The organism is Pseudoalteromonas sp. HL-AS2 (assembly GCF_031198805.1).
GTDB classification, from domain to species: Bacteria; Pseudomonadota; Gammaproteobacteria; order Enterobacterales; family Alteromonadaceae; genus Pseudoalteromonas; species Pseudoalteromonas nigrifaciens.
Window position 1 is genome coordinate 2647138 of record NZ_CP133571.1, and the last position, 26653, is coordinate 2673790.

A 26653-nucleotide genomic window follows, 5' to 3' on the forward strand; every position below is an offset into this window, starting at 1 on the left:
CCTACCTCCATTAAATAACTAAAACAGCAATAGGGGCTTAAGCCCCTATTGCAAAATTACCTTTAAACATGTTCAAACTTAATGAACATCTCTCCAGTATTCTTTCTTAAGCATAAATGCCAAGATAAATAGGATGAATAAAAACCCAATTACCTTAATACCTATTGCTTCTGACTCAAGACGTGAAGGTTCACCCACGTACTCAAGGAAGTTGGTTAAATCGCGAGCAGCTTGGTCGTATTCATCTACACTTAATTCACCTGAGCCATCAGTTTCAGTAGCAATAATTCTGGTCACAGTATGACCATTCACTTCTACTTCTTCTGTAATAGCTGTTGGTAAGCCTTGTAGTTCTTGCAGAACATGCGGCATACCTACAGATGGAAACAATGTATTGTTTACGCCAAATGGACGTGACTCATCTTTGTAGAACGATTTTAAATACGTATATATCCAATCAGAACCACGAACACGTGCAACGTTAGTTAAATCTGGTGGCGCAGCACCAAACCACTTTTCAGCATCTTCTTTCGCCATCGCATTGGTAATATGGCTACCTACTTTTGAACCGTCAAAAATTAACTGTTCTGCGCCAATTTCCGTTGGAATACCGATATCACGAAAAGTACGTTCATAACGCTGGTATTGCATTTGATGACAAGCAACACAATAGTTCATGAACAATTTAGCACCGCGTTGCAACGAAGGCTGATCTGTTAGATCATTACCAGCATCTAATAATGCCACTGAAGGACCTGCAGCCATTGCCGGCAACACATTAATTGATAATGCAAATAAACCAATAAGTAGCTTTTTCATCATTTCAGTAACCTCTCAGGCAATGGCTTAGTTTTTTCATTCTTACTGTATACAAATAACAGTACGAAGAACATAAAGTAAGTCACAGTACATATCTGCGAAACAATTGTTTTCATGTCAGTTTGTGGTGTTGCACCAACCCAACCTAAAAGAACAAAAGTAACAACAAAGCCTGCAATGTTCCATTTGTGGAAACCACAACGGTAACGAACTGAGCGAACTGAACCACGATCTATCCAAGGTAATAACGCAAGCACTACAATAGATGCACCCATTGCTGCAACACCCATTAACTTATCAGGGATCGCACGTAAGATTGCATAAAATGGCGTAAAGTACCAAACTGGAAAAATATGCTCTGGTGTTTTCAGCGGGTTAGCCGCTTCAAAGTTTGGCGCTTCTAAAAAGAAACCACCCATGGCTGGCATAAAGAACACCACCCAACAGAACAATATTAAGAAACCAACCACACCCACAATATCTTTTACTGTGTAATAAGGGTGGAACGGGATCGCATCAAGAATATCTTTTTTATCAGTATAATATTCATGGAACTTAAACTTAGGTTTATCTTCTTCAGCTACCGTACCTTTTTTACGCTTGTTATCTACGCCTTCAGGGTTATTTGACCCTACTTCATGTAGTGCAACTATGTGTAAAAATACTAAAATCACGATAACTAATGGTAAAGCAATAACATGCAATGCAAAGAAGCGGTTAAGCGTTGCACCCGATATTACGTAATCACCACGGATCCAAAGTGTTAAATCATCACCTATAACCGGAATTGCTCCAAATAGTGAAATGATTACCTGTGCACCCCAAAATGACATTTGCCCCCATGGTAATAAGTACCCCATGAATGCTTCGGCCATTAGCGCTAAGAAAATAAACATACCAAATACCCACAGTAATTCCCGTGGTTTTTGATAAGAACCGTAGATCATGCCACGGAACATATGTAAATATACAACGATGAAAAACGCTGATGCACCGGTTGAGTGTAAATAACGTAATAACCAGCCATAATCAACATCACGCATGATGTATTCAACTGATGCAAACGCCCCCTCAGCAGAAGGTACATAGTTCATAGTTAACCAAATTCCTGTAAGAATTTGGTTAACTAGTACTAACATAGCTAGTGAGCCAAAGAAGTACCAAAAGTTAAAGTTTTTAGGTGCTGGGTACTGTGCAATATGCATGTTCCAGACACGTGTCAATGGTATACGGTCGTCTAGCCAACCAATAATCTTACCAAACATTAGGCCACTCCTTGTTCTTCGCCCACTAATATAGTGGTTTCATCAAGAAAAGTGTATGGTGGTATTTCTAGGTTTAATGGTGCAGGTACCGATTGGAATACACGGCCAGCCATATCAAACTTAGAACCATGACATGGACAGTAAAAACCGTCGTCAGTCCCTTCCACTTTTTCACCAAAGCCACCTTGTAAAAAGCTAGGTGAACATCCTAAATGAGTACAAATACCTACAGCCAAAAATATTTCTGGACGCAATGAACGGTAATCATTTGTTGATGATTCTAATTGTTGTGGCTCTTGCGAATGCGGGTCACGAAGTTGATCTTCATGTCCTTTCATTTGCTCAAGCATTTTTGGGGTCCGTGATACAACCCATACAGGTTTACCACGCCACTCGACACGTATTAATTGTCCTGGCTCAAGTTTGCTTATGTCTACTTCTACAGGCGCACCCGCAGATTTAGCTCGCTCACTTGGATTCCAAGACGCAATAAAAGGAACAGCAGCCCCAGCCGCACCAACACCACCAACAACAGAGGTAGCTATGGTTAAAAAGCGACGTCGGCCATTGTCTACAGGCGCATTGCTCATCCACTTATCTCCACTATGATTCTCAACACTTGCTATATTGAGAACATCAGTTACAGCAGGTTAATTTTTTTGAATTATAAAATAGAAACGATCATATTTAAATCCTTGTTTAAAACAAGGTTACTCACAGCCCCATGCTCGAATAATCCTGACTTGCTCAAAAAATAGATTAAGTTAGCTCGAGTATGAAGCCGAATGACTATCATATCGCTTCTGTAAAAATAATATACTGACTCAGGTCAACCTCACCAAAACAAGCAGTAACAACTGCATTTGCTAGGGCTAAACCTGCTCACATTATTTGCCAGCCAATTGTAGCAAAAAAATTCACCAATTAACTGATGGATTTAAACTAATTACGATAATTATTTAACTTTTTTAGTATTCACTGAGTGTTTTTTTACTTTTGCTCATTAAACACGCTGAGTTTATCAATTACCTATCGTCAAAGTTACCATTTATTATGTCGCGAAAAACAAAAAACCCAGCATAAGCTGGGTTTTTGAATTCTTGATAACGTAAATATTAACGTTTTGAGAACTGTGGACGCTTACGCGCTTTCTTAAGACCCACTTTCTTACGTTCAACTTTACGTGCATCACGAGTTACGAAACCTGCTTTACGAAGTTGTGGACGTAGTGACTCGTCAAACTCCATAAGTGCACGAGTAATACCGTGACGGATTGCACCAGCTTGACCAGTTGTACCACCACCAGAAACGGTGATGTGAAGATCAAACTTTTCAGTCATATCAACAAGCTCTAGAGCTTGATGAACAACCATACGTGCTGTTTCGCGACCAAAGTACTCTTCTAAAGAGCGCTTGTTGATTACGATGTTACCAGTACCTGGGCGTAAGAACACGCGAGCACTAGAACTTTTACGACGACCTGTACCGTAGTATTGATTTGCCATGATGGTGCTCCTTAAATGTCTAGAACCTGAGGCTGTTGTGCAGCATGGTTATGCTCAGTACCTGTGTAAACTTTAAGTTTACGGTACATAGCGCGGCCTAAAGGACCACGTGGCAACATGCCTTTAACAGCTTTTTCGATGATCATTTCAGGCTTTGCAGCTTGAAGTTTATCAAAAGTAGTAGACTTAAGACCACCTGGAAAACCAGAGTGTGAATAGTACACTTTGTTTTTGAATTTGTTACCAGTTACAGTAACTTTTTCAGCGTTGATAACGATGATATAATCACCAGTATCTACGTGCGGTGTATATTCAACTTTATGCTTACCGCGTAGGCGGAGAGCGATTTCAGTAGCGATGCGACCTAAAGTTTTACCTTCAGCGTCAACTACGTACCAGTCACGTTTTACTGTTTCTGGTTTAGCAACAAACGTTTTCATTTATAAAAATCCAATGTTTTTCAATTAAAACCACAAGTAGTTAATATTAACTACTGCTCTAAGTTTGCTATAACCCCTTCGAGTTTTAGACTTTTGCGCCGCTCACAAGTGGCTAGACTATATGAAGGCATAGAACGCAACGTGGCAGGAGCGGGAGTATATCAGCACTTTTATTGCATTACTACCGGCGGGTTGTTTTTTCCACAAATTTTTTAACTGCTAGGCACTTTATATTAAAAAGACCTTCGCTGTGTATTGGGCTCTAGCATTGAGCCCCTTCCTCAAAAGAATAAATTAGCCCTAAGGCGCTAACTTTTATGCTAAATGCTCTTTCGCTAAATACTCTAGCGACTGCATTTCTTGTAAGCGACTTATGCAGCGTTTAAACTCAAAGCTTAAATTACCTTGAGTATAGAGCTCTGTAATGGGTTTTTCTGCCGAAATTATTAAAGTCACGTGGCGTTCGTAAAATTCATCTACTAATGCAATAAAGCGTCTTGCTGCGTCGTCATTCACTTGCCCAAATTGTTTTACGTTAGACAAAATAACTGTGTTATATAAACGGCTAATTTCCATGTAATCTACTTGGCTACGCGCGGTTTCACATAATTCGCTAAACTCAAACATTACAACACAATCAGATACTTTACGGGTTTTAATCATGCGCCCTTCAATTTCAATGGCGGTATTAGATTTACCCTGTTCGTGTGATAACTTATCAAAGTATTCAAATAGGTTTTTATCGGCTTGCTCATCGAGTGGGCTGTGAAATATCTCTGCCTGCTCTAAAGTTCTTAATCTGTAATCTATGCCCGAATCGACATTTACTATTTCTGTATTTGCATTAACAAGCGCAATCGCGGGCAAAAAGCGCGCGCGCTGTAAGCCATTTCGATACAACTCATCGGGAATAATATTCGACGTAGCAACTAACACTATGCCACGAGCAAACAGTGCTTCCATTAAGCCACCGAGTAACATAGCATCGGTAATGTCTTGAACGTAAAATTCATCAAAACAAATTATATCGGTTTCGGCTTTAAAAATATCAGCTACTATTTCTAGTGGGTTTTCTTTTTTATTTAATTTTTTAAGCTCGTCATGTACTCGGTGCATAAAGCGGTGAAAATGCACGCGCATTTTACGCTGCCCCGGTAGTGCTTCATAAAAGGTATCAACTAAATACGTTTTACCACGCCCTACTCCGCCCCAAAAATACAAACCTTTTATAGGTGCAGGCTCTGTTTTATTAAATAGCTTTGCAAAAAAACCGGTAGGTTGCGGTTTTGCTTGAGTTAAATCATCATATAAGCGCTGTAAATGACGTACAGCATTTTCTTGTGCTGCGTCGTATACAAAGTCATCACGCTTGAGGTCTTGCTGGTATGTTTGCCAAGGAGTCATATCTATTTACAGTTAAAACGCAGTTTAATTTACAAAGCATATTAACACGCATCATTAGTCAGGGTATATTAGACTTAGTTTGATTTAAGATATTCGTTAGTTATTTTCCCAAAGAGGTGATATTTATGGGTACATTTACATGGGTCGGTTTAGTTATTATTGTTGCTATAGCCGCATTTTTCATCGGTGCATTTGTCACTAAAAAACAGTTCAAGCATGATGAATTAGAAGAGCAGGTTGAACAAGCGAAAAATACGCTAGAGCAATATCGACAAGATGTAGCTGATCACTTAGCAAATACTGGTAAGTTAGTAACTAAAATGAAAGACAATTACGATCAGTTACTTAGCCATGTTGAAGAAACTAATCAGTTGTTACTAGAGGACAGAAATAAAGCACCTGCTGAACCTTTTTTCTCTAAAGAGATGACTGAGCAGTTACAAGCTTCACTTAAAGAGCGCCGCTCAGATCGCTCTAACGCCGATGCACAGCCGGCTGATTACGTATCGGGTGAGTCTGGTTTGTTTGCTGGCGAAGCAAAATCTTCAACAGCATCTTGATGAACTTTTTTTCAACCCCATAGTCTTTAGATATAACAGCTTTGTTGTTTTAAAGGGCCTGTTTTTCTTTCGAGGTTGAATTTGCAGCAGTATGTTTGATTTTTAGGCAAGGCAGAGCCTGTGCCATGTGGTTATTTCACATAAACAGGCGATAACGCAGCATAAATAACAAACATGCGCTGCCCTTGGGTTCGTCCTAGGGGGAATTTACTCATTGTTGCTCGGTTTTTACTTAGCCCACTAGGTTACAAATCTCGCGCCGCGATTAACCCCCCTCTAGATAGAACAAATTACAATCCTGAAAGGTCAACAGGCCCTAAATAAACCGAAAAGGGCTGCTTTTAAAGTAGCCCTTTTTGTTTTCGCTTATCCTAAGTGGAGTAAACCCTGACTATGAAAATGAAATTATCACTTATCAGCGCAGCTATTTTGTCTACTAGCCTATTATTGAGCCCGGTTACGTCTTACGCAAAAATGCCGATTGCAGTAAATGGCCAACAATTACCAACACTTGCGCCTATGTTAGAGCAAATAACCCCTGGTGTTGTCAGTATCCAGGTGTCGGGCTCAAAAGAAATACGTCGCCGCGCCGATCCGCTGGAGTTCTTTTTTGGTAACCCACAACCTCGCAGTCAAAAACGTCAATTTAGCGGGTTAGGCTCAGGGGTTATTATTGATGCTAAGAAAGGTTATGTGGTCACTAACAACCATGTGATCCAAGACGCCGAAAAAATGATAGTCACCCTTGAAGACGGCCGAGAGTTTGAGGCAACCAAAATTGGCACTGATAAAGAGTCTGATATCGCCTTATTACAAATAGATGCAGATGATTTAACCGCAGTAAAGCTAGCTAACTCTGATAATTTACGGGTGGGCGACTTTGCTGTTGCCATTGGTAACCCATTTGGTTTAAGCCATACGGTTACATCTGGCATAGTAAGCGCACTTGGTCGCAGTGGCTTAAATATTGAAGGTTACGAAGATTTCATTCAAACCGATGCCGCTATTAACCAAGGTAACTCTGGTGGTGCATTAGTTAATTTAAATGGCGAGCTAATTGGAATTAACACCGCAATTTTAGGCGCATCTGGCGGTAACGTAGGTATTGGCTTTGCTATTCCTTCTAATATGATGAAAAACTTAGTTGATCAAATTATTGAACACGGTGAAGTTCGCCGTGGCTCGCTAGGAATATCAGGTCGCCCTCTCGATGCTGGGCTTGCCAAAGCACAGCAGCTTGACGTAAAACAGGGCGCGTATGTTATGCAAGTAATGGATAACACTGCAGCCAGCAAAGCGGGCATACAAGCAGGCGATGTTATTATTAGCATTAATGGTAGTGATATTAGCGGCTTTCATGAATTACGCAGTAAAATAGCAACCTTAGGCGAAGGCCGAGACGTTAAATTAGGTATTTACCGCGATGGTAAGATAAAAACCGTTAAAGTAACCCTAGATGGCGCATCTGGTATTACCGCAACAGGCGAAGAATTACACCCTGCATTTCAAGGTGCCACATTAGAAAACGTTAAGAAAAATAACGCTAAGGGTATTGAAGTTAGTACGGTAGATCCGCGCTCTCCTGCAGCGCGTGTTGGTCTTGAAGAAGGTGATATTATTGTGCAAGTAAATCGCCAGCGCGTAGAAAGCATAAATGATATGAACCAGATCATTGAAAACATCAAAGGCAACATTGTATTAGGGGTAAAACGCGGTCGTGAGTCTATATTTGTACTCATTCAATAATTTATAACCGTTAAAATGCAATAAAAGTAACAGCGGCACTTGCCGCTGTTATTTTTTTTGGCCATCATAAAGAAATTGCTCACTAACAATAAGAATCTTGTGCTGAAAATCTTAAAATTTATACTCCCTCCTCTATTTGCAGGCCTAGGTATTGCTTTTTTAGTGGTTTTTTTTAGTCCTAATATGCGCACTGCATTGCTGCCTAATGTGCCACTGCCCAGTGCTATGAGTAGCAACCATTTAAGCTTTTCAGATGCGGTTAAGCGTGCGGCTCCTTCGGTAGTCACCGTTTTTTCAGAAAGTATTTCTAAAGAACCACGCTATAAACGACAAAACACCGTACAAGAACTAGGTTCGGGCGTGATCATGTCGCAAGATGGCTATATTCTTACCAATTATCATGTGATTAATAATGCCGACCAAATACTGGTTATATTAACCGATGGCCGACGCTTTTTTGATGTACAGCTTATTGGTTTTGATACTATTACTGACCTTGCGCTCTTAAAAATTAATGCCGATCACTTACCTGTTATTCCTGTTAACGATGACTACTCATCAAGTGTTGGCGACATTGTACTGGCCATTGGTAACCCTTTAAATTTAGGGCAAACCATTACCCAAGGTATTATTAGCGCCACCGGCAAACAAAAAATCACCGACAGTCCTTATAATAATTTATTGCAAATGGACGCAGCCATTAATGTAGGCAATTCGGGCGGTGCATTAGTTAATTCCAATGGTGATTTAGTCGGTATTACTTCTGCGCAATTTAAAACTCGCGAAAACTTAAACATACAGGGAATATTTTTTGCGGTTCCTTACTCTTTAGTAAAAGAGGTTATGGCAAAACTAATTCGCCATGGCCGAGTGGTTCGTGGCTACTTAGGCTTTGAGGGGACAGCTGTAGATAGCACAGGCAAAGAAGTAAACGACAGCCTAACGCCCGTGGCAGGTATGCGTATTACTAACTTAGACCCACTAGGCCCAGCTTGGCAGGCCGGTATTGAAGAGCAAGATATTGTAATTGAAATAGCAGGACTTTCGGTAGCAAACCCACAAAAAGTGTTAGAAAAAATAGGCAATACCGAACCCGGTAAAGAAATAGAATTTGAGCTGTACCGCAATGGTAAAATAGAAAAAATAATGGTGACGGTTGCAGAGCTTGAAACTAAGCTTTAATAAAAAGGCCGGATAGCAAATTAGCTTATCCGGCCTTTAAAAATACCTTAACTAACTAAATAGTTATTTAACTACTTCTACGTTTAATATTAGCACCTAACGCGCTGAGCTTATCTTCAATGCGCTCATAACCTCTATCAACATGATAAATACGATCAACTATCGTTTCACCTTGCGCCACTATACCGGTTAAAATTAAACTGGCTGATGCACGTAGGTCGGTTGCCATAACTTGGGCACCGCTAAGAGTTTTTGTATCACCACAAATAGCTGTGTTGCCTTCTAAGCGAATATTTGCGCCCATACGTTGTAGCTCAGGTACATGCATAAAGCGGTTTTCAAAAATAGTTTCGGTAATGGTGGCACTACCATTAGCCACTACATTTAATGCGGTAAACTGCGCCTGCATATCGGTAGGAAAACCAGGATGCGGAGCTGTTTTAATATTAACGGCTTTTAATTCTCTGCCGCGCATATCTAAATAAATGCTGTTGTCATGTACTTCTAACAATGCATTGGTTGCACGTAGCTTTTCAATTACCGGCTCAAGTGAATGAAAATCGGTCATCTTACACAGCACTTCGCCACCGGCCATAGCAGCAGCAACTAAAAAAGTACCTGTTTCTATACGATCTGGTAAAATACGGTGCTCACAACCCGCTAAGCGCTCAACGCCTTCAATTTCAATACGGTTTGTACCCGCACCCGTAATTTTAGCGCCCATAGCAATTAAGCAATTAGCCAAGTCTGTTATTTCTGGCTCACAAGCTGCATTTTCAAGCACAGTTTTGCCATCGGCTAAGGTCGCGGCCATCAATAGGTTTTCAGTAGCGCCAACGCTAACCATCTCCATAAAGATTTCAGCGCCTTTTAAGCGACCATTTACTTTGGCATTAATATAGCCGTTTTCTACGTTGATTTGTGCGCCCATGCGCTCTAAACCTTGAATATGAATATCCACAGGTCGAGCCCCAATAGCGCAGCCACCAGGGAGTGACACTTGTGCTTCACCAAAACGCGCCACTAAAGGCCCGAGTGTCAGTACCGATGCACGCATTTGCTTAACTAGGTCATACGGAGCAAGTGTTTTATCCACTGTTGCGCCGTCAATCACAAGCGTGTCGCCTTGCCAATTAACACTCGCACCTAAGGTTTTTAATAACGCTTCGGTGGTAACTATGTCACGCAAGCGCGGTACATTAGTAAACGTACTTTTACCATCGGCTAATAATGCGGCAAATAAAATAGGAAGTGCCGCATTTTTAGCGCCAGAGATAGTAACTTCACCCGCAAGCGAAGTGCCACCTTGAATTACAAATTGATCCATGTAGGGGCCTTTTTTATTGCGGTAAAATAAATTTTTGTTCGCGTTTCCACTCTACAGGAGTAAAAGCGCGAATTGATACTGCGTGAATGGTGCCATCTGAAATAGTATTCATTAATGGTCCATAAACTAGCTGTTGCTTTTTCACTCGGCTTAAACCGTCAAAGCATTCGCCAACAGCTATTACTTCATAATGGCTACCATTGGCTTTAACATGTACTTCTGCTAATTGAAGTTCATCGCGTAATAATATTTCGACTTGGCTAGTTTCCATAACTCTCACTCAAATAGGGTTGTAACTTGACCCAATTGCATTAAATTTTGCAATTGTTCAGGTGGATTTTGCAACTCAAGGCGAATGCCTTGTTGCTTGTACTGCGCAAAAGTGTGAATTAACCAAGCTAAGCCTGCTGTGTCAACCCTAGATACGTCACTAAGGTCAAAGTAGCAGATTTTATGCTTGGTTATTGCCTGACTGCCCAGGCCTTTTTCATCGCCAATTGAACTTCGAGTAAGCTCACCACTGACTCGAAAATGTTGCTCATCAACTTGGCTTATCACCAACTTAGTCATTGGTGTCGCTGCCTCTAAACTGTACTGGCAGTTGGCTCTTTTGCTCTAAAAGGTTACTTACGTGGTCAATACCTTGTTGGCGTAACATGCCTTGTAGCTCACTTTGCTTTGCATCTAGTAAGCTAATACCTTCTGCAATCATATCGTAAGCACGCCATTCACCACTTCTGTCTTCACGTACTTTAAAGTCAATTTTAATATCGGGTTTACCCGCTTCAATGATCTTGGTTTTTACTACCACCACATCTTTACCTTTAAAAGGTTGTGGTGCGCCAAACTCGACTTGTTGGTTGGTGTATTGGGTAAAAACACCTGCATACGTTGCTACTAGGTACTCTCTAAATACCACAATAAAGCGCTGAATATCTTTAATTGCGCGCGCTTTTTCAGCTTCATCGGTTATTGCACGCACTTTTGATACTTCGCTGCCTAACACTCGCAGTGCCGCATATTTGTAGTCAATATAGGGCATTAATTCTTCTTCAACAATGACACGTAAATGCTCATTATTTTTAATAATTAATGGCTGATCTTTTGTGATCCGCTCAAAGGTATTATCTGCCACTTGACGTACCATTTTGTTAGGATCTGTTAGTTTAACATCGGCAGCTTTAACTACCTGTGCAAACGTTAGGGTACTAAGCGCTGCAATAACTAAAAACTTTTTCAACATAATAATTACTCACTACCTTGGTTGAATAAAAACTGCCCAATTAACTCTTCTAGCACTAAGGCAGACTTAGTATCGGTAATAGATCCACCGTCACCTAGCGCTTTACTTTCTACGCCAAATAAATCATCAATTGCTTGATCTTGTTCGTTATGTACCACAGTTAAACCTAAACAACGCTGCTCTGCAGATTCTGGTGCAATAACAGGATTAATCCCTAAGTACTGCTCACCTAAAATGCCTGACGTTAAAATAGAGATTGAGCTAGTGTCTGAAAAACGACATAAATACTGTGCATCAATGGTCATATTAACAACTGGTAAAAATTCTTGCGGATGAACATAAATAGATTCTACCCGACCAATAACCACACCGCCCACTTTAATGGGTGCACGGGGCTTTAATGAGCCTATGTTTTCAAATTTAGCATTAAGTGTGTATGTGTCACCTGAGCCACTAATACCAGTGTTGGCCACTTTAAGCGCAAGCATAGCAAATGCTAAAATGCCTAATGCGACAAAAAAACCAACTAAAATCTCTAATTTCCGTGAATTCATTATCTATACCCTACTAGTTGGTAAACATTACCGCTGTCAAAAGAAAGTCAAACCCTAACACTGCTAAAGATGAGTGCACCACGGTTTCTGTGGTTGCTTTACTGATCCCCTCAGAAGTTGGTACACAATCATATCCTTTATAAAGGGCGATCCAGGTCACTACAATAGCAAATACAACGCTTTTAATTATGCCATTGAGTATGTCTTGCTGAAACGAAACTTGTGATTGCATAATTGACCAAAAGCTTCCGGTATCAACGCCTAGCCAATCAACGCCGACTAAATGGGCACCAATAATAGCCACTGCCGAAAATATTAATGCTAACAACGGCATACTTATTAAACCAGCCCAAAAACGCGGTGCAATTATACGTTTCAATGGATCAATGGCCATCATTTCGAGTGATGACAATTGCTCGGTTGCTTTCATTAAGCCAATTTCAGCGGTGAGCGCACTGCCCGCCCGCCCAGCAAATAGCAATGCAGTAACCACAGGACCTAATTCTCTGAGCAAACTCAGCGCAACTAAAGGGCCTAAGCTATCCTCTGCACCATAACCAACCAGCACTGTATAGCCTTGCAGCGCTAATACCATGCCAATAAACAACCCCGACACCACAATAATGAGCAACGATTGTGAGCCCACCATATAAAGCTGGCGAATGAGTAAGGGGGTGCCTTTTTTAAAGTTAGGTATGTGCACAAGTGCACCAAATAACATGTTCGCTGAGCGCCCTAGCGCTGCAAAACGACCTAGTGTTTTATGCCCTATTTTTTGCAGAAAATTCAACATCATTTATTCTCTCCAAGCAACTCATCTGCATATGTTTGTGCCGGGAAATGAAATGGCACAGGACCATCCGATAAGCCTTTTAAAAACTGCTGTACCAAAGGAGATTCGTGTTGACGCATTTGTTCTGGCGATCCACTGCCAATAACACCTTGATCGGCAATTATTATAACGTGATCGGCAATGCTCATGACTTCGTTCACATCATGGGTCACAATTAAAGACGATAAACCAAGCACTTCATTGAGTGACTTTATAAGCTTTACCAGTACTCCCATAGAAATAGGGTCTTGGCCTGCAAATGGTTCGTCATACATAATTAATTCAGGGTCAAGTGCTATAGAGCGGGCTAAAGCTGCACGGCGAGCCATACCACCTGACAACTCCGACGGCATTAAATCTTTAGCGCCTCGTAAACCCACAGCTTGTAACTTCATTAATACCACTAAACGAATAAGGTCTTCACTTAGCTTAGTGTGCTCTCGAATCGGAAAAGCTATATTATCGAATACCGACATGTCAGTAAATAATGCACCACTTTGAAAAAGCATACTCATTTTGGTACGCGCTTCATATAGGGTTTTACGTGACATTTTTGGAATGCTACTGCCTTCAAATAAAATATCACCAGAGTCAGGCTTTAGCTGACCGCCAATTAAACGCAACATGGTAGTTTTACCAATGCCGCTTGGCCCCATAATGGCAGTGATTTTACCTTTAGGAACACTAAAACTCATATTTTTATATATGATTCTATCGCCCCTTGAAAAGCAAACATCCTTGACTTCTACTATTGATTGCGACAAGTCGCTCTCCATAACAATATTCACTCGTATTCCTATTTTAAGGCTTTTTCGACCAAGATGGAAAAAACAATTCGTAAGATTTTGTAATGTAATTGCCAAAACAGTTATAAGGCTCGCTCAAACCACCTTAACCTTGGCTTAAACCTTTGCATAGCATACCCTAAATATTTATAAAATAAGTGATTAACCGCTCTCTTCGCCACTGTTTTATTTATACTTTCAGATTGGCTTTTGTTACTATTCGCGCAATATGTATTTTCAATAACTGGTTCAATACAATGGTTACCTCATTTGTTATTTTAATTTTTGGTCTTGCTGGCCTAGTTTGGAGCGCTGACAAGTTCGTTTATGGCGCCGCAGCACTGGCGAAAAACTTTGGTGTGCCTACTTTAATTGTAGGGTTAACCGTTGTTGCAATGGGTTCATCAGCGCCTGAAATGATGGTTTCGGCTTCTGCCGCTTTAGCCGGTAAAACCGATACTGCCATAGGCAATGCCGTTGGCTCAAACATAACCAATATTTTATTAGTACTGGGTATTACCGCTTTATTGCGCCCGTTGTCTGTTTCATCAAGCACCTTAAAACGTGAAATACCTTTGGTATTAATTATTTCGTTAGCTACTTGGTATATTTTTTCAGATAACTATTTTTCATACCCAGAAGCAATTGCCCTACTTATTGGTTTTGTTGTATTTATTTTTGGACTTATTATTATCTCCCTAAGAGCTAAAAATAATAACGATCCATTTGTAAACGAAGCCTGCGATGAAGTACCCGATAACGTTCCCACTAAAAAGGCAGTTTTTTGGCTCATTGTGGGCTTGATATTACTTCCTGTTAGTTCTCACTTTTTAGTTGGCTCAGCTGTCGATATTGCAAAATTCTTTGGCTTAAGTGACTTGGTAATTGGCTTAACTATTATTGCTATTGGCACCAGTTTACCAGAACTGGCAGCGTCTGTTGCAGGTGTGCTTAAAAATGAAGATGACCTAGCACTGGGTAATATTGTGGGCTCAAATATTTTTAATATTTTAGCCGTGTTACCACTTGCCGGTATTATCAATCCATCGATAATCGACCCTTCTATTGCTAATCGTGATGTACTGATTATGATTGCAGCAACCTTGGCACTTATTGTTATGTCATTGAACTTTAGAGGCGCTCAGCGTATCAATAGAGTAGAAGGTGGTTTACTGCTAAGCGCATTTTTGATTTACCAAGGTTACATCTTTAGTCAAATAGGGTAAGAGTTGTCTATGACCAAGCTAAGTTTTATCGAGCAAGGGCTACGTGTTCTTGATATCGAGCGCCAAGCACTTTTTGATATAAAACAATATGTAGATGATAATTTTCATCAGGCATGTCAGCTTATGTATGACTGCAGCGGCCGTATTATAATTATTGGTATGGGTAAGTCGGGGCATATTGGCCATAAAATTGCGGCAACTTTAGCAAGCACTGGTAGCCCTGCTTTTTTTGTGCACCCAGGCGAAGCCAGCCACGGCGATTTGGGCATGATCACTAAAAACGATGTCGTTATGCTTATTTCTAACTCAGGCGAAACCAGTGAAGTACTTAATATTATTCCAGTGTTAAAACGCCTTGGTGCAAAAATTATTTCCATGACAGGAAATACACAATCAACCATGGCCACACTTGCTAACGTGCATGTATGCATTAAAGTAGAAAAAGAAGCCTGCTCATTAGGCTTAGCACCAACAGCCAGTACCACGGCAACACTCGCTATGGGCGATGCAATGGCGGTAGCACTGTTAGAAGCACGCGGATTTACTGCCGATGACTTTGCACTATCGCATCCCGGTGGCAGTTTAGGGAAGCGATTACTGCTCACCTTAAAAGATGTTATGCACAGCGGTGTAAATACGCCTATTATAACTACTTCGCAAACTATTAAAGATGCGCTGATTGAGATGACAGCTAAAGGCTTAGGTATGACCGCCATAGTTGACGATAATCAGCAACTCGCCGGGTTATTTACCGATGGTGATTTACGCCGTATTTTAGAGCAACGCGTTGATATTCATACCACATCAATAGATGCAGTAATGACTAAATCGTGTACCACGGCAACCCAAGATATGCTTGCTGCGCAAGCGCTTAATATCATGGAACATAAACGCATTAATGGCTTAATTATTATTAATGAGCATAATCAGCCTATTGGGGCACTCAATATGCAAGACCTACTTAAAGCAGGAGTATTATAAATGCAATTTGAAGAACTCTATCAAGCGCTAAGTGATGACGCTAAAGCGCGCGCAAAAAAAGTAAAACTACTTATATGCGACATTGATGGCGTATTTTCTGATGGCCGAATTTATCTTGGCAACCAAGGTGAAGAGCTAAAAGCATTTAATACAAAAGATGGCTTTGGTATTAAAGCACTTATTAACAGCGGCTTTGAAGTAGCGGTTATTACCGGCAGGCACTCGCAAATAGTACAACAACGTATGACCAGCTTAACCGTGCAGCATATTTATCAAGGTCAAGAAAACAAGCTTATTGCCTACCAAGAACTTAAAAACAAGCTTAATTTGAGCGATGAGCAAATTGCTTATATTGGTGATGATGGCCCTGATATGCCTGTTATGGAGTTAGTTGGCTTTGCAGTCGCAGTAAACGACGCGCACCCACTAATTAAACGCTTAGCACATTACACTACGCAAATGCCGGGTGGTTTTGGTGCAGTAAGAGAGCTAACCGACTTACTTATGCTTGAAAACAATAAACCATTAACTAGCCAAGGCACCAGTTCATGAATATAGCGCGCATAGTCTTAAGCGTTTTATTCATCGGCTGTATGGTTTGGCTTTGGTACCCTTATTTCACTCAGGTAAATACGGTTGCTAAAGCCGACTCAGAAGTAATAGCTAAACCCGATTACACCGCCATTGAGCTAAAACAAACAGCTTTTGACGAAAACGGTGAAATTAGCCATAAAGTAACTGCGGTTAAGACGGAGCTTTACGAGCAGCTAGGATTTACCTTATTCGAAAAACCTACTTTCATATTGTACGACGACAGACAAAAAACGTGGCGTATCAATGCTGATGAAGCAACACTTTACGATGAAAGACAATTAATTTTAGAGGGTAATGTAACTGCCCAAAACTTAATTGATGGCGCAATGATAGACAAAATTACCGCCGACAATATTCAAGTAGATATAATGCTACTCACTATGCGCAGCGAACAGCCCGTTATTATAACTGGACCGAATTTAAAGATCACCGGTAAAGGCCTTGAAGCCAATTTAACAACCGAGGTGATAAAACTAATTAACCATACGCGAACACTATATTATGACCAATAACCTTGCAAAAATACTTATTATTCCATCGCTTATACTTGTATTTAATAGTAATGCGGCAGAGCAAAGTACTTCCCCATTAGCTAATCAAATTTCTATTAGTGCTGACCGCCAAGAAGGCCAACTAAAAGAAAACGTTGGTATTTTTGAGAAAAACGTCGAGATAATTCACGGTAATCGTCGTATCACCGCCGATCGTTTAGAAGTACATAAGCGCGACGAACTTGGCGATAATAAACAACTATTAATTGCCACGGGCAGCCCTGCATATTTTGAAGAAAAGCAAGCAGATGGCACTGTCATGAGCGCCAGCGCTAACGAAGTACGTTACGATGTAGCGAAACGTTTTTTAACCCTGGTAGGAGATGCAAACATTTCTCAAGCTGGGCAAAAAATTACGGCTAAAAGCATCACCTATGATATAGAGCAACAGCTTATAAGTGCTGAAAAAGATGAAAACTCAACTGATCGGGTACACACTATTTTAGTGCCTGTAGACGTAAAAAAAGAACAAAAACTCAATAAAGGTCAGCCATGAGTACATTAAAAGCAGAGCTATTAGCAAAAAGCTATAAAGGCCGTGAAGTTGTTAAAAATGTAGGACTTGAAGTAAAAGCTGGCAGCATTGTTGGTTTACTTGGCCCAAATGGCGCAGGTAAAACCACTACCTTTTACATGATTGTAGGCTTAGTACCTAGCGACAAAGGTAAAATATTAATTGATGATAACGATATTACCTTACTTCCTATGCACAGCCGTGCTCGTTTAGGTATTGGTTATTTACCACAAGAATCTTCTATTTTTAGAAAGCTCACTGTGTATCAAAATTTAATGGCTATTTTAGAAACGCGTAAGCAACTAAATAAACAAGCCAGGGAAGAAACCCTAAATAGTTTATTGGACGAATTTAGCCTGCAACATATTCGCGACAGCTTAGGTATGGCGCTATCTGGTGGTGAACGTCGCCGCGTAGAAATAGCACGTGCTTTAGCTGCAGATCCTAAATTTATATTGCTTGATGAGCCCTTTGCTGGCGTGGATCCCATTTCAGTACTCGATATTAAAAAAATTATAGAACACCTTAAAAATCGTGGTATTGGCGTACTAATTACCGACCACAATGTAAGGGAAACCCTTGATGTTTGTGAAAAAGCCTACATTGTTTCTCATGGGGAGCTAATTGCATCTGGTACTCCTGAATTTGTATTAAACGATAAAACAGTACGTGATGTTTATTTAGGCGAGCAGTTCAAACTGTAATATTTATGTTATTACTATAAGCATCTGCTAAGATTAATCATATCAATTTATAAGGATTGTTAGAGATAAATGAGGCAATCATTACAGCTGCGCATGGGCCAGCAACTTACAATGACTCCGCAACTGCAACAGGCTATTCGCTTATTGCAGCTTAGTACCTTGGATCTCCAGCAAGAAATACAAGAAGCACTTGATAGCAACCCATTACTTGAAGTTGATGAACAAGATTACACGGAAGAATCAGCAGGTAAAAACGAGCAAAAAGCAGATGACATTACTGTTAGCGCCTCTGCTGACGACACCCCAAGCGAGTATGAGCAAGATAGCGGTGAAGCACTAAATAAAGACACCATAAGCGACGACATGGCCATGGATGTATCATGGGATGAATATATGAGCGCAGCGCCTGCCTCTTCATCAGGGCCAATGCCTGAAGATGAATCTATTTATCAAGGTGCATCAACCGAAACCCTGCATGAATACTTAATGTGGCAATTACAGCTCACCCCTTTTAGCCCTACCGACGAAGCTATTGCCATAGCTATCGTTGAAGCCGTAGATGACTCTGGTATTTTAACCCTCAGTTGCGAAGACCTTTTAGCAAGCTTTAATCAAGAAAGTGATGACGAACACGAAGTAGAACTAGATGAAATAGAAGCAGTGCTAAAGCGCATTCAATTATTTGATCCTGTTGGTATTGCAGCTCGCAGCTTGCAAGAATGCTTATGCATTCAATTAAATCAATTTGATAAAGACACCCCTTATATTAACGAAACAAAAATGGTGTTAACTGATCATATCGATTTACTCGCTGCTCGCGACTATCGTACGTTAATGAAAAAAACTAAGCTCAAAGAAGAAGAGCTTAAAGAAATAATGACACTTATTCATACGCTTAACCCTAAGCCTGCGGATACTATTGTCAGAGAAGAGTCTGAATACGTTATACCTGACGTGTCTGTTAAAAAAATAAAAGGCCGCTGGGTGGTAGAGCTAAACCCAGATAGCATGCCAAAAATACGTGTTAACAGCCAATATGCGGCTATGTCTCGTACAGTAAAATCCAGCGGTGACAGCCAATTTATTCGCTCGCACTTACAAGAAGCTAAATGGTTTATTAAAAGCCTAGAAAGTAGAAACGAAACCCTCCTGAAAGTAACTAATTGTATTGTTAAGCAGCAACAAGCGTTTTTTGAACATGGCCCAGAAGCCATGAAACCTATGGTTTTAAACGATGTTGCCGAAATAGTTGAAATGCACGAGTCGACTATTTCACGGGTCACTACGCAAAAATATATGCACACTCCACGTGGCATTTTTGAGCTTAAGTACTTTTTTTCAAGCCATGTAAGCACCGAAAATGGTGGCGAATGTTCATCAACTGCCATACGTGCCTTGATTAAAAAGTTGATAGCTGCAGAAAACTTAGCCAAACCATTGAGTGATAGCAAGATTGCAGATATATTGGCTGAGCAAGGAATTAAAGTAGCTAGACGGACAATTGCAAAATATCGCGAATCTCTGGCTATTCCCCCGTCGAATCAACGTAAAAGCTTGATTTAAGACGTACAACAAAGAGGAAAATGCTGATGCAACTAAACTTAACTGGTCGTCATGTAGACATTACAGACTCATTAAGAGACTATGTAAATAATAAATTTGCAAAGCTGCAAAGACACTCAGATCACATAACTAATGTGCATGTTATTCTCGATGTAGAAAAATTAAGTCAAAAAGCTGAAGCAACAATTTTTGTAAGTGGCGCTGAGCTATTTGCATCGACCGAACACCAAGATATGTACGCTGCCATTGACTCGTTGATTGACAAACTCGATCGTCAAGTAATTAAACACAAAGAGAAGTTTGCTCGACACTAACACTATGAAATTAAGCTCACTTATATGCCAGGACTGCAGCAAAGCTGTGGTCCTTTTTAATAGTAAAAAAAGAATTTTAGAATTCATCAGTGAACTCGCGCATAAAAAAATGCCGTATTTACCTCAGCAAGATATTCTCACTGCTTTATTGGCAAGAGAAAAGCTAGGTAGTACCGGTATTGGCCGAGGAATAGCAATTCCACATGGCCGTATGAGCGGGGCACAAGAGCCTCTTGCCTTAATTTTAATAAGCGAAACCGCTATTAATTTTGATGCAATTGATAATCGTCCAGTTGATATTTTTGTTGCGCTTATAGTGCCCGATGGCGATAACCAGCAGCACTTGAAAACACTAGCCACAATAGCTGATAAACTAAACGATAAAGAGTTTTGTAAGCAATTGCGTGCGGCAAAGTCTGATGAAGCGTTATACCAAGTTATTTTGGATCAATCCTAGTTACTAATAAAGGGGTGGTAAATGGAATTAATTATTATAAGTGGCCGATCAGGTTCTGGTAAGTCAGTTGCTTTACGTGTTGTAGAAGATTTAGGTTACTATTGTGTAGATAATATTCCGGTAAATTTGCTGCCTTCATTAGTGCGCAGTGTCTCTGATAACTACGATAAAATAGCCGTTAGTATAGACGTGCGTAACCTGCCTAAAGATCAGCAGCAGTTTAACGATATTCTTGAGTACTTGCCCGACTTTGCTAAACCAACGTTATTTTATTTAGATAGCGACGATCAAACGTTAATCCGCCGTTATTCAGAAACGCGTCGTTTGCACCCGCTTTCGATTGATTCGCTACCGCTAGATTTAGCAATAAAAAAGGAAAAAGAATTACTCGATGTACTCGTAACGCGGGCTGATCATGTCATTGATACAACCGATTTAAGTGTGCATCAACTTGCTGAATCTATGCGTGAAACCATACTCGGTAAAAAAGACAAACAGCTTATCATTACCTTTGAGTCGTTTGGCTTTAAGCATGGTATTCCCAAAGGTGCTGATTATGTTTTTGATGCGCGTTTTTTACCAAACCCACACTGGGAACCGGAGCTCAAGCCTTTAACTGGATTAGATCAACCAGTAAAAGATTATTTAGCTAGTCATAGTATTGTGCAAAAATTTACTTGGCAAATTCAAACCTTTGTACAAACGTGGTTACCACACCTAGAGCGTAATAATCGCAGTTATTTAACCATTGCTATTGGTTGTACTGGTGGTCAGCACCGCTCAGTTTATTTAGCGCAAACAATTGGTGAAAGCTTTGCTATGTCTCACCCTAATGTAAAAATTCGCCATCGCGAGCAAGAAAAATAATTCAATTTAAATAATCATCTGTTCAGCTTAAGTAGAGTATCTTATGCGCTTAGAAAATACATTTTTAATAAAAAACAAGCTAGGCCTGCATGCTAGAGCTGCTACCGTATTAGCACAATTAGCGGTACAATTTGACGCATCTATTACCTTATTTCAAGATGAAAAAGAAGCCGCTGGCGATAGCGTACTGGCTTTAATGTTACTAGAAAGCAGCCAAGGTAAAGAAGTAAAAGTAGTGTGCGAAGGACCCGATGCAGAGCATGCTTTACATGCCGTTGGCCAATTAATAGCGCAGCGCTTTAACGAACAAGAATAGTAGGCACTTTATTTAAACCAAGTAAACGAGCTAAAATATAGGGTTAGTGAAACCTTAAGCTAGTTTGGCTAAAAAAAGTAAGATAAACTGAACGAAGTTAATGACTAACTTCTTCCCTAACGTTATAAAAATAAATTAAGGACGCCAATGCCCGAAACTTTCGAACAAGACTACCCACTACAACAATTACAACAAGTGACCAAGTCACTCAATAGTGGTCAGTTTGTTCAAGTTAGGCGCATGCTGGCAAAAACAGCTCCTTGTGATACCGCACTTTTACTAGAATCATCACCACATAAAGTTCGCCGCCTGCTCTGGCAATTAGTTGATCCAGATGTACAAGGTGATGTCCTTGAAGAACTCTCTGAAGATGTACGTTTAGGCATTATTGCCCAAATGGAACCTAAGCACATTGCTGCTGCCACTGAAGACATGGGCCACGATGACTTAGGTGAAGTACTGCGAAGCCTGCCTGACACGGTTTATAAAGACGTGGTTAGCGCCATGGACATTCAAGATAGAGAACGTGCTACGCAAGCACTCTCCTATCAGGAACGCTCTGCTGGCGCGCTGATGAACACAGATACAGTAACCATTCGCCCTGATGTAACCCTAGATGTGGTACTGCGTTACATTCGCTTGCGCGGCGAACTCCCAGAAGGTACCGACGACCTTTACGTTGTCGATAAGCATAACTGTTTTTTAGGCGCTTTATCGTTAAGTACCTTACTAACTAATTCGCCCGAAAAAATTGTTCATGACCTAATGGATGAAGACTGTGAGTCTATTCCTATTTCGATGGATGAAAGCGAAGTGGCGCAATTATTTGAACGTCATAACTGGATATCAGCCCCAGTAGTTGACGACAATGCCCAACTACTTGGCCGTGTTACTATCGATGACATCGTTGATGTAATACGCGAAGACGCAGAACATCACTTATTAGGTTTAGCGGGTCTTGATGATGAAGAAGATACCTTTGCACCGGTTTTAAAAAGCTCAAAAAAACGCTCTGTTTGGCTAGGTGTTAACTTATTAACGGCTCTGGCAGCTGCTTTTGTTGCCAGCTTTTTTGAAGGTACTTTAGCAATACTGCCTATTTTAGCCGTGCTTAACGGCATTGTCCCTTCGATGGGTGGGGTGGCCGGTAGCCAGTCATTAACCTTGGTTATTCGTGGTATAGCAGTAGGTCATATTAACCAAACTAACCAACGCTTTGTAATGATAAAAGAACTCGCCATTGGTGCATTAAACGGTATTTTATGGGCTGTTTTAATTGCCAGTGTTATTGCCCTATGGCAATGGGACTTAATGCTTGGCGCGGTACTGGCGTTTGCAATGTTTATGAACTTAGTTGTTGCGGGTGTGGCGGGTGCGTGTATTCCTATAATACTTAAACGTATGAAAATAGACCCTGCACTTGCTGGCAGTGTAATACTCACTACAGTAACCGATATAGTAGGTATCTTTGCCTTTTTAGGCACCGCAACTTGGTTGCTGGTTTAATCAGTAAACCAGCGCGCATTACTGTGTAAATACGCGCTGGTTAAAAGTAACTTTTACGCAATATAATTTAACCAGCGTTCAGGTTATCAGGTTATCTAGTCTTCTTTATTGATTGTAGAGCCATCGACTCCTTCTTGCTTTGACGATTGTGTATTTACTTTATTACTTATTATTGCATCGAGGTTTTCGCCACCTTTAACCCCAAAATCTAAACTGCGCATTGGGAATGGAATACGAATATCAGCCTCATTTAGTGCTTGCTGTACTGCCACAACACCTTTGTGGCGTACTGTCATAAAGTCTGGCTCACCAGGGTATTTAATCCAAAACCACAATAATAAATTAATACTACTGTCGCCAAAACTCTCTGCGTATACGGCCGTTTCATCTTGGCGTATTACAAACTCAAATTGATTAATTTTATCCACAATAACGTTTGCGGCTTTTTCTATGTCTTCTGTTAATGAAATTCTTACCGGCACTTCTATGCGTCTAACGCCTAGCGTGCTGTAGTTTCGCAATACATTTCTAAATAGTATTTTATTAGGCACTAGTATTTGCTGCCCATAAAAGCTCTCTATTAGTGTATTACGCAGGTTTATTGAATGCACAGAGCCAAACACATCATCAGTTTTTATTACATCACCTGGTTTAAATGGCTTACGAATACCCATAGCAATACCTGCTATTAAGTTTTCGGTCATATCTTGAAATGCAAAACCAATCGCTAAACCAACAATACCGGCACCAGCTAGTAATGACGTTACCGTGCCTTTTAAGCCCATAAAATCCAGTGCTATAAACACTCCTACACTTAATATCAGCACTTTAAATATAGAAGCCATTAAATCAGCTATCTGTTTTGAATCGAGGGAGCGGCGTAATAAATTTTTCATTAAGTTACCGGCAAAGCGAGCCAGCATAGAAAATAGAATGACAATAATAACTGCCACAATAAAATTAGGAATATGGCTTATAACGACATCAAACCACCCTCCGAGCTTTTCTTCGATAAGTTTTTCGGCGTCGCTAATTGAGGGAATACTAAACATGTAACTTGCACCTATTGATTTATAATGTGATTAGAATCAATCTTGAATTCGCATATCAATTGCAAGTATAGCGCCAGTATTAAAAAAGCCATGCTGTGCATGGCTTTTATAGATTAGGTAAAGGTTTAAGTTTTAGCTTTGTTCATCGCGTAAAAATACTGGCTCAAGCTCTTTCACACTTGCTTCGGCGCTAAAGTAATAACCCGCTACTGTAAACTCTTTAAGCTGGCTTAGCTGAGTTACTTTATTTTCGATGAGGTAACGCGCCATCATGCCTCGTGCTTTTTTAGCGTAAAAACTAATTACTTTATATTGACCATTTTTACAGTCTTTAAAGTGTGGAGTAATTATTTGTGCATTAAGGGCTTTTTTATCAACCGCTTTAAAGTACTCGTTTGAAGCAAGGTTAACTAAGTATTGGGCGTCCTCGGCTTTTAATACCTCGTTAAGTTTATTGGCAATTACACTGCCCCAAAACTCATACAGGTTTTTACCACGGCTGTTTTCAAGCTTGGTGCCCATTTCAAGGCGATACGCTTGCATTAAATCAAGCGGCTTTAAAAGCCCATATAAGCCCGATAGTATGCGTAGGTGGCTTTGTGCGTAATCAAGCTGATTAGCCGTTAGCGTGCTAGCATCTAAACCACCATATACATCGCCATTAAAGGCCAGTACCGCTTGTTTAGCGTTTTCTGTGGTAAATGGCTGTGCCCACTCACTAAAGCGAGCAGCGTTAAGCCCTGAGAGCTTATCGCTAATTTTCATCAGGCTGCCAATTTGCGCAGGGGTTAGTTCACGGCATACTTGCATCAGTGCTTCGCTGTGCTCAAGTAATTCCGGTTGAGTGAACTTATCGGTTGCAGGTGGCGTGGTGTAATCAAGATTTTTTGCAGGTGAAATAACAGTGATCATAGTTAGCTATTGACTTGTAATTTATTTAATGTCAATTTCAACATTAAATGAAACGAAAAGCACGTTTTGTTTAATATTAAACAGACTGATCCTACCTTAATAATTCATACATAACCGTTTTTATATTGATAAGGACATAAGACCTATCAAGCATTACTTCGCTGTTGCAGTATGGTGTAATATTAAAGTAGTTTAGATTTTCTTTTAACTTGCTTGGAATGAGGAAAGCAAATGACTAACGCGCTACAAAGGCTAAAACAACATTCATCAATCGTGGCCGACACGGGTGATATTGAAGCAATTAAAAAGCATCAACCAGAAGACGCAACGACCAATCCGTCATTGTTATTAAAAGCGAGCGAGATTGAAGCCTATAAGCCTTATTTAAATAAAGCATGGAGCTACGCCAAAGAAACCGAGCAAGATCCAGCGAAGCAACTAGCGCTAGCATGCGACTACTTTGCGGTATTATTAGGTAAAGAAATTAGCGCTATTGTACCTGGTTATATTTCTACTGAGGTAGATGCACGTCTTTCGTTTGATACCCAAGCAACTATTGATAAAGCGCACACGCTACTTAGTCTTTACGAAAAAGAAGGCGTAAGCAAAGATAAAATCTTAATTAAAGTAGCCTCTACTTGGGAAGGCATTAAAGCCGCTGAACAACTAGAAAAAGAAGGTACTAAATGTAACCTTACTTTATTGTTTAGTGATGCCCAAGCACGTGCTTGCGCCGATGCTAACGTATTTTTAATCTCGCCATTTGTTGGTCGTATTTTAGATTGGCACGTTGCTAACGGTATGGAAAAACCGACCGACCCACTGCAAGATCCTGGGGTACAATCGGTACGCAGCATTTTTGAATTTTATAAACGCCACGACTACAAAACGGTAGTTATGGGTGCAAGTTTTCGTAATACCGGCGAAATTATTGCCCTTACTGGTTGCGATAAGCTAACTATTAGCCCCAATCTTTTAGAAGAGTTGGGTAACCTTGAAGATGCACCAGAATACTTACTAGCAAAAGATGTTGCGCAGCAGCCAAAACCGGCACCGCTTAGCGAAGCTCAATTTCGTTGGTTGCATAACCAAGATGCTATGGCGACTGAAAAGTTAGCTGAAGGTATTCGCTCTTTTGCTGATGCTCAAGAACAATTAGAAGCACGCTTTAAAGCCATGTAATTGGCTCAAACGCTTGTATAAAAACGTCGCAGTTGCGACGTTTTTTTATGCCTGTAATTTATATGCAAAAAACTTATAAACCCATCGTAAAGTAAAGCTTCATCAACAAATCACACTTTAGTAACATAAATGTCACTTTTATATTCTATTTTAGCTAGGCCTATGGTATAGGTATTCGCGAAGTTAATACCTATTGCGTTAAATTAGTGAGCCGTTATAGCTTATGTTTTTAATAAGACTGGTATCAAATGC

31 protein-coding genes are annotated in these 26653 nt (G+C 40.3%); 16 read left to right on the top strand and 15 right to left on the bottom strand.

Annotation, left to right across the window (positions count from 1 at the left end):
* Positions 1-78 precede the first annotated feature (78 nt).
* From RB215_RS12320 to zapE, 6 genes are all read right to left on the bottom strand, one after another.
* Complete coding sequence (locus RB215_RS12320) at positions 79-822, bottom strand: cytochrome c1 (protein ID WP_011329176.1); 744 nt, start codon at positions 820-822, stop codon at positions 79-81.
* Positions 819-2084, bottom strand: coding sequence for a cytochrome b N-terminal domain-containing protein (locus tag RB215_RS12325; RefSeq protein WP_011329177.1), 1266 nt, complete (start codon positions 2082-2084; stop codon positions 819-821). The genes RB215_RS12320 and RB215_RS12325 overlap by 4 nt, the downstream gene beginning before the upstream one ends.
* Positions 2084-2674 carry a ubiquinol-cytochrome c reductase iron-sulfur subunit gene (gene petA, locus RB215_RS12330; RefSeq protein WP_011329178.1) on the bottom strand — a complete coding sequence of 197 codons (591 nt, stop codon included), beginning with the start codon at positions 2672-2674 and terminating at the stop codon, positions 2084-2086. Before petA ends, RB215_RS12325 begins: the two co-directional genes overlap by 1 nt.
* 525 nt (positions 2675-3199) lie before the next feature.
* Positions 3200-3592 (bottom strand): 30S ribosomal protein S9, encoded by a 393-nt coding sequence (gene rpsI, locus RB215_RS12335; RefSeq protein ID WP_086995409.1) that lies wholly within the window; start codon positions 3590-3592, stop codon positions 3200-3202.
* A gap of 8 nt (positions 3593-3600) precedes the next feature.
* The gene (gene rplM / locus RB215_RS12340; protein ID WP_011329180.1) at positions 3601-4029 is read right to left on the bottom strand and encodes a 50S ribosomal protein L13; all 429 of its coding nucleotides are present in this window, start codon (positions 4027-4029) and stop codon (positions 3601-3603) included.
* 315 nt (positions 4030-4344) lie between these two features.
* Positions 4345-5433: a cell division protein ZapE gene (gene zapE / locus RB215_RS12345; RefSeq protein ID WP_011329182.1), complete on the bottom strand. Its 1089-nt coding sequence runs from the start codon at positions 5431-5433 to the stop codon at positions 4345-4347.
* A gap of 125 nt (positions 5434-5558) precedes the next feature.
* Between zapE and RB215_RS12350 the strand changes: the two genes are divergently transcribed.
* The 3 genes from RB215_RS12350 (at position 5559) to RB215_RS12360 (ending at position 8921) form a co-directional block, all read left to right on the top strand.
* Complete coding sequence (locus tag RB215_RS12350; RefSeq protein ID WP_011329183.1) at positions 5559-5993, top strand: YhcB family protein; 435 nt, start codon at positions 5559-5561, stop codon at positions 5991-5993.
* A gap of 393 nt (positions 5994-6386) precedes the next feature.
* Positions 6387-7739 carry a Do family serine endopeptidase gene (locus RB215_RS12355; protein WP_086995406.1) on the top strand — a complete coding sequence of 451 codons (1353 nt, stop codon included), beginning with the start codon at positions 6387-6389 and terminating at the stop codon, positions 7737-7739.
* A gap of 99 nt (positions 7740-7838) precedes the next feature.
* Positions 7839-8921, top strand: coding sequence for a trypsin-like peptidase domain-containing protein (locus RB215_RS12360; RefSeq protein ID WP_011329185.1), 1083 nt, complete (start codon positions 7839-7841; stop codon positions 8919-8921).
* A 67-nt stretch (positions 8922-8988) separates the two neighbouring features.
* Here RB215_RS12360 and murA read toward each other — a convergent pair whose 3' ends face one another.
* From murA to RB215_RS12395, 7 genes are read right to left on the bottom strand one after another with little or no spacing between them, the layout of a single operon-like run.
* Complete coding sequence (gene murA / locus RB215_RS12365) at positions 8989-10248, bottom strand: UDP-N-acetylglucosamine 1-carboxyvinyltransferase (protein ID WP_011329186.1); 1260 nt, start codon at positions 10246-10248, stop codon at positions 8989-8991.
* Positions 10249-10261: 13 nt separating this feature from the next.
* Positions 10262-10519 carry a BolA family protein gene (locus RB215_RS12370; RefSeq protein ID WP_011329187.1) on the bottom strand — a complete coding sequence of 86 codons (258 nt, stop codon included), beginning with the start codon at positions 10517-10519 and terminating at the stop codon, positions 10262-10264.
* A gap of 5 nt (positions 10520-10524) precedes the next feature.
* Positions 10525-10818, bottom strand: a complete 294-nt coding sequence (locus tag RB215_RS12375) for a lipid asymmetry maintenance protein MlaB (RefSeq protein WP_011329188.1) — start codon at positions 10816-10818, stop codon at positions 10525-10527.
* Positions 10811-11491 (bottom strand): phospholipid-binding protein MlaC, encoded by a 681-nt coding sequence (locus RB215_RS12380; protein ID WP_011329189.1) that lies wholly within the window; start codon positions 11489-11491, stop codon positions 10811-10813. The genes RB215_RS12375 and RB215_RS12380 overlap by 8 nt, the downstream gene beginning before the upstream one ends.
* Positions 11492-11496: 5 nt before the next feature.
* On the bottom strand, positions 11497-12045 hold the full coding sequence (gene mlaD / locus RB215_RS12385) for an outer membrane lipid asymmetry maintenance protein MlaD (protein WP_011329190.1): 549 nt from the start codon (positions 12043-12045) through the stop codon (positions 11497-11499).
* 13 nt (positions 12046-12058) lie between these two features.
* The gene (gene mlaE / locus RB215_RS12390; RefSeq protein WP_041454775.1) at positions 12059-12838 is read right to left on the bottom strand and encodes a lipid asymmetry maintenance ABC transporter permease subunit MlaE; all 780 of its coding nucleotides are present in this window, start codon (positions 12836-12838) and stop codon (positions 12059-12061) included.
* Positions 12838-13653, bottom strand: coding sequence for an ATP-binding cassette domain-containing protein (locus tag RB215_RS12395; RefSeq protein ID WP_309217167.1), 816 nt, complete (start codon positions 13651-13653; stop codon positions 12838-12840). The genes mlaE and RB215_RS12395 overlap by 1 nt, the downstream gene beginning before the upstream one ends.
* A 266-nt stretch (positions 13654-13919) precedes the next feature.
* On the opposite strand from RB215_RS12395, the gene RB215_RS12400 reads away from it, so the two are divergent.
* The 12 genes from RB215_RS12400 (at position 13920) to mgtE (ending at position 23255) form a co-directional block, all read left to right on the top strand.
* A complete protein-coding gene (locus RB215_RS12400; protein WP_041454567.1) occupies positions 13920-14888 on the top strand; it encodes a calcium/sodium antiporter in 969 nt (322 codons plus the stop codon).
* Positions 14889-14897: 9 nt separating this feature from the next.
* Positions 14898-15869: a KpsF/GutQ family sugar-phosphate isomerase gene (locus RB215_RS12405; RefSeq protein ID WP_011329194.1), complete on the top strand. Its 972-nt coding sequence runs from the start codon at positions 14898-14900 to the stop codon at positions 15867-15869.
* Positions 15870-16421, top strand: a complete 552-nt coding sequence (kdsC, locus tag RB215_RS12410) for a 3-deoxy-manno-octulosonate-8-phosphatase KdsC (RefSeq protein WP_011329195.1) — start codon at positions 15870-15872, stop codon at positions 16419-16421.
* Positions 16418-16975, top strand: a complete 558-nt coding sequence (gene lptC / locus RB215_RS12415) for an LPS export ABC transporter periplasmic protein LptC (RefSeq protein ID WP_011329196.1) — start codon at positions 16418-16420, stop codon at positions 16973-16975. Before kdsC ends, lptC begins: the two co-directional genes overlap by 4 nt.
* The gene (lptA, locus tag RB215_RS12420; protein ID WP_011329197.1) at positions 16965-17510 is read left to right on the top strand and encodes a lipopolysaccharide transport periplasmic protein LptA; all 546 of its coding nucleotides are present in this window, start codon (positions 16965-16967) and stop codon (positions 17508-17510) included. Before lptC ends, lptA begins: the two co-directional genes overlap by 11 nt.
* Entirely contained in the window at positions 17507-18232 is a 726-nt protein-coding gene (gene lptB, locus RB215_RS12425; protein ID WP_011329198.1) for an LPS export ABC transporter ATP-binding protein, read from the top strand. The genes lptA and lptB overlap by 4 nt, the downstream gene beginning before the upstream one ends.
* A gap of 69 nt (positions 18233-18301) precedes the next feature.
* A complete protein-coding gene (locus tag RB215_RS12430; RefSeq protein ID WP_058374151.1) occupies positions 18302-19795 on the top strand; it encodes an RNA polymerase factor sigma-54 in 1494 nt (497 codons plus the stop codon).
* Between the two features lie 26 nt (positions 19796-19821).
* The gene (gene hpf / locus RB215_RS12435; protein WP_011329200.1) at positions 19822-20109 is read left to right on the top strand and encodes a ribosome hibernation promoting factor; all 288 of its coding nucleotides are present in this window, start codon (positions 19822-19824) and stop codon (positions 20107-20109) included.
* Between the two features lie 4 nt (positions 20110-20113).
* The gene (gene ptsN, locus RB215_RS12440; RefSeq protein WP_041454569.1) at positions 20114-20566 is read left to right on the top strand and encodes a PTS IIA-like nitrogen regulatory protein PtsN; all 453 of its coding nucleotides are present in this window, start codon (positions 20114-20116) and stop codon (positions 20564-20566) included.
* Between the two features lie 21 nt (positions 20567-20587).
* A complete protein-coding gene (rapZ, locus tag RB215_RS12445) occupies positions 20588-21433 on the top strand; it encodes an RNase adapter RapZ (RefSeq protein ID WP_011329202.1) in 846 nt (281 codons plus the stop codon).
* Between the two features lie 43 nt (positions 21434-21476).
* Positions 21477-21749 carry an HPr family phosphocarrier protein gene (locus RB215_RS12450; protein WP_011329203.1) on the top strand — a complete coding sequence of 91 codons (273 nt, stop codon included), beginning with the start codon at positions 21477-21479 and terminating at the stop codon, positions 21747-21749.
* A 147-nt stretch (positions 21750-21896) separates the two neighbouring features.
* Positions 21897-23255 carry a magnesium transporter gene (mgtE, locus tag RB215_RS12455; RefSeq protein WP_011329204.1) on the top strand — a complete coding sequence of 453 codons (1359 nt, stop codon included), beginning with the start codon at positions 21897-21899 and terminating at the stop codon, positions 23253-23255.
* Between the two features lie 95 nt (positions 23256-23350).
* Here mgtE and RB215_RS12460 read toward each other — a convergent pair whose 3' ends face one another.
* Together RB215_RS12460 and yaaA are read right to left on the bottom strand one after the other, a co-directional pair.
* Positions 23351-24307, bottom strand: a complete 957-nt coding sequence (locus RB215_RS12460) for a mechanosensitive ion channel family protein (protein ID WP_309216507.1) — start codon at positions 24305-24307, stop codon at positions 23351-23353.
* A 132-nt stretch (positions 24308-24439) separates the two neighbouring features.
* Positions 24440-25219: a peroxide stress protein YaaA gene (yaaA, locus tag RB215_RS12465; protein WP_011329206.1), complete on the bottom strand. Its 780-nt coding sequence runs from the start codon at positions 25217-25219 to the stop codon at positions 24440-24442.
* A 231-nt stretch (positions 25220-25450) separates the two neighbouring features.
* On the opposite strand from yaaA, the gene tal reads away from it, so the two are divergent.
* The gene (tal, locus tag RB215_RS12470; RefSeq protein ID WP_089368743.1) at positions 25451-26401 is read left to right on the top strand and encodes a transaldolase; all 951 of its coding nucleotides are present in this window, start codon (positions 25451-25453) and stop codon (positions 26399-26401) included.
* Positions 26402-26653: the final 252 nt, after the last annotated feature.

Excerpts from the sequence above, each read along its gene's own strand:
- yaaA (WP_011329206.1), bottom strand. The coding sequence starts at position 25,219 with ATGATCACTGTTATTTCACCTGCAAAAAATCTTGATTACACCACGCCA.
- petA (WP_011329178.1), bottom strand. The coding sequence starts at position 2,674 with ATGAGCAATGCGCCTGTAGACAATGGCCGACGTCGCTTTTTAACCATA.
- ptsN (WP_041454569.1), top strand. The coding sequence starts at position 20,114 with ATGAAATTAAGCTCACTTATATGCCAGGACTGCAGCAAAGCTGTGGTC.
- RB215_RS12325 (WP_011329177.1), bottom strand. The coding sequence starts at position 2,084 with ATGTTTGGTAAGATTATTGGTTGGCTAGACGACCGTATACCATTGACA.
- lptA (WP_011329197.1), top strand. The coding sequence starts at position 16,965 with ATGACCAATAACCTTGCAAAAATACTTATTATTCCATCGCTTATACTT.
- mlaD (WP_011329190.1), bottom strand. The coding sequence starts at position 12,045 with ATGAATTCACGGAAATTAGAGATTTTAGTTGGTTTTTTTGTCGCATTA.
- RB215_RS12460 (WP_309216507.1), bottom strand. The coding sequence starts at position 24,307 with ATGTTTAGTATTCCCTCAATTAGCGACGCCGAAAAACTTATCGAAGAA.
- rapZ (WP_011329202.1), top strand. The coding sequence starts at position 20,588 with ATGGAATTAATTATTATAAGTGGCCGATCAGGTTCTGGTAAGTCAGTT.
- kdsC (WP_011329195.1), top strand. The coding sequence starts at position 15,870 with ATGCAATTTGAAGAACTCTATCAAGCGCTAAGTGATGACGCTAAAGCG.
- hpf (WP_011329200.1), top strand. The coding sequence starts at position 19,822 with ATGCAACTAAACTTAACTGGTCGTCATGTAGACATTACAGACTCATTA.
- RB215_RS12430 (WP_058374151.1), top strand. The coding sequence starts at position 18,302 with ATGAGGCAATCATTACAGCTGCGCATGGGCCAGCAACTTACAATGACT.
- rplM (WP_011329180.1), bottom strand. The coding sequence starts at position 4,029 with ATGAAAACGTTTGTTGCTAAACCAGAAACAGTAAAACGTGACTGGTAC.
- RB215_RS12380 (WP_011329189.1), bottom strand. The coding sequence starts at position 11,491 with ATGTTGAAAAAGTTTTTAGTTATTGCAGCGCTTAGTACCCTAACGTTT.
- RB215_RS12350 (WP_011329183.1), top strand. The coding sequence starts at position 5,559 with ATGGGTACATTTACATGGGTCGGTTTAGTTATTATTGTTGCTATAGCC.
- RB215_RS12370 (WP_011329187.1), bottom strand. The coding sequence starts at position 10,519 with ATGGAAACTAGCCAAGTCGAAATATTATTACGCGATGAACTTCAATTA.
- RB215_RS12405 (WP_011329194.1), top strand. The coding sequence starts at position 14,898 with ATGACCAAGCTAAGTTTTATCGAGCAAGGGCTACGTGTTCTTGATATC.
- RB215_RS12355 (WP_086995406.1), top strand. The coding sequence starts at position 6,387 with ATGAAAATGAAATTATCACTTATCAGCGCAGCTATTTTGTCTACTAGC.
- lptC (WP_011329196.1), top strand. The coding sequence starts at position 16,418 with ATGAATATAGCGCGCATAGTCTTAAGCGTTTTATTCATCGGCTGTATG.
- zapE (WP_011329182.1), bottom strand. The coding sequence starts at position 5,433 with ATGACTCCTTGGCAAACATACCAGCAAGACCTCAAGCGTGATGACTTT.
- RB215_RS12375 (WP_011329188.1), bottom strand. The coding sequence starts at position 10,818 with ATGACTAAGTTGGTGATAAGCCAAGTTGATGAGCAACATTTTCGAGTC.
- lptB (WP_011329198.1), top strand. The coding sequence starts at position 17,507 with ATGAGTACATTAAAAGCAGAGCTATTAGCAAAAAGCTATAAAGGCCGT.
- RB215_RS12320 (WP_011329176.1), bottom strand. The coding sequence starts at position 822 with ATGATGAAAAAGCTACTTATTGGTTTATTTGCATTATCAATTAATGTG.
- murA (WP_011329186.1), bottom strand. The coding sequence starts at position 10,248 with ATGGATCAATTTGTAATTCAAGGTGGCACTTCGCTTGCGGGTGAAGTT.
- mlaE (WP_041454775.1), bottom strand. The coding sequence starts at position 12,838 with ATGTTGAATTTTCTGCAAAAAATAGGGCATAAAACACTAGGTCGTTTT.
- tal (WP_089368743.1), top strand. The coding sequence starts at position 25,451 with ATGACTAACGCGCTACAAAGGCTAAAACAACATTCATCAATCGTGGCC.
- RB215_RS12450 (WP_011329203.1), top strand. The coding sequence starts at position 21,477 with ATGCGCTTAGAAAATACATTTTTAATAAAAAACAAGCTAGGCCTGCAT.
- RB215_RS12400 (WP_041454567.1), top strand. The coding sequence starts at position 13,920 with ATGGTTACCTCATTTGTTATTTTAATTTTTGGTCTTGCTGGCCTAGTT.
- RB215_RS12395 (WP_309217167.1), bottom strand. The coding sequence starts at position 13,653 with ATGGAGAGCGACTTGTCGCAATCAATAGTAGAAGTCAAGGATGTTTGC.
- mgtE (WP_011329204.1), top strand. The coding sequence starts at position 21,897 with ATGCCCGAAACTTTCGAACAAGACTACCCACTACAACAATTACAACAA.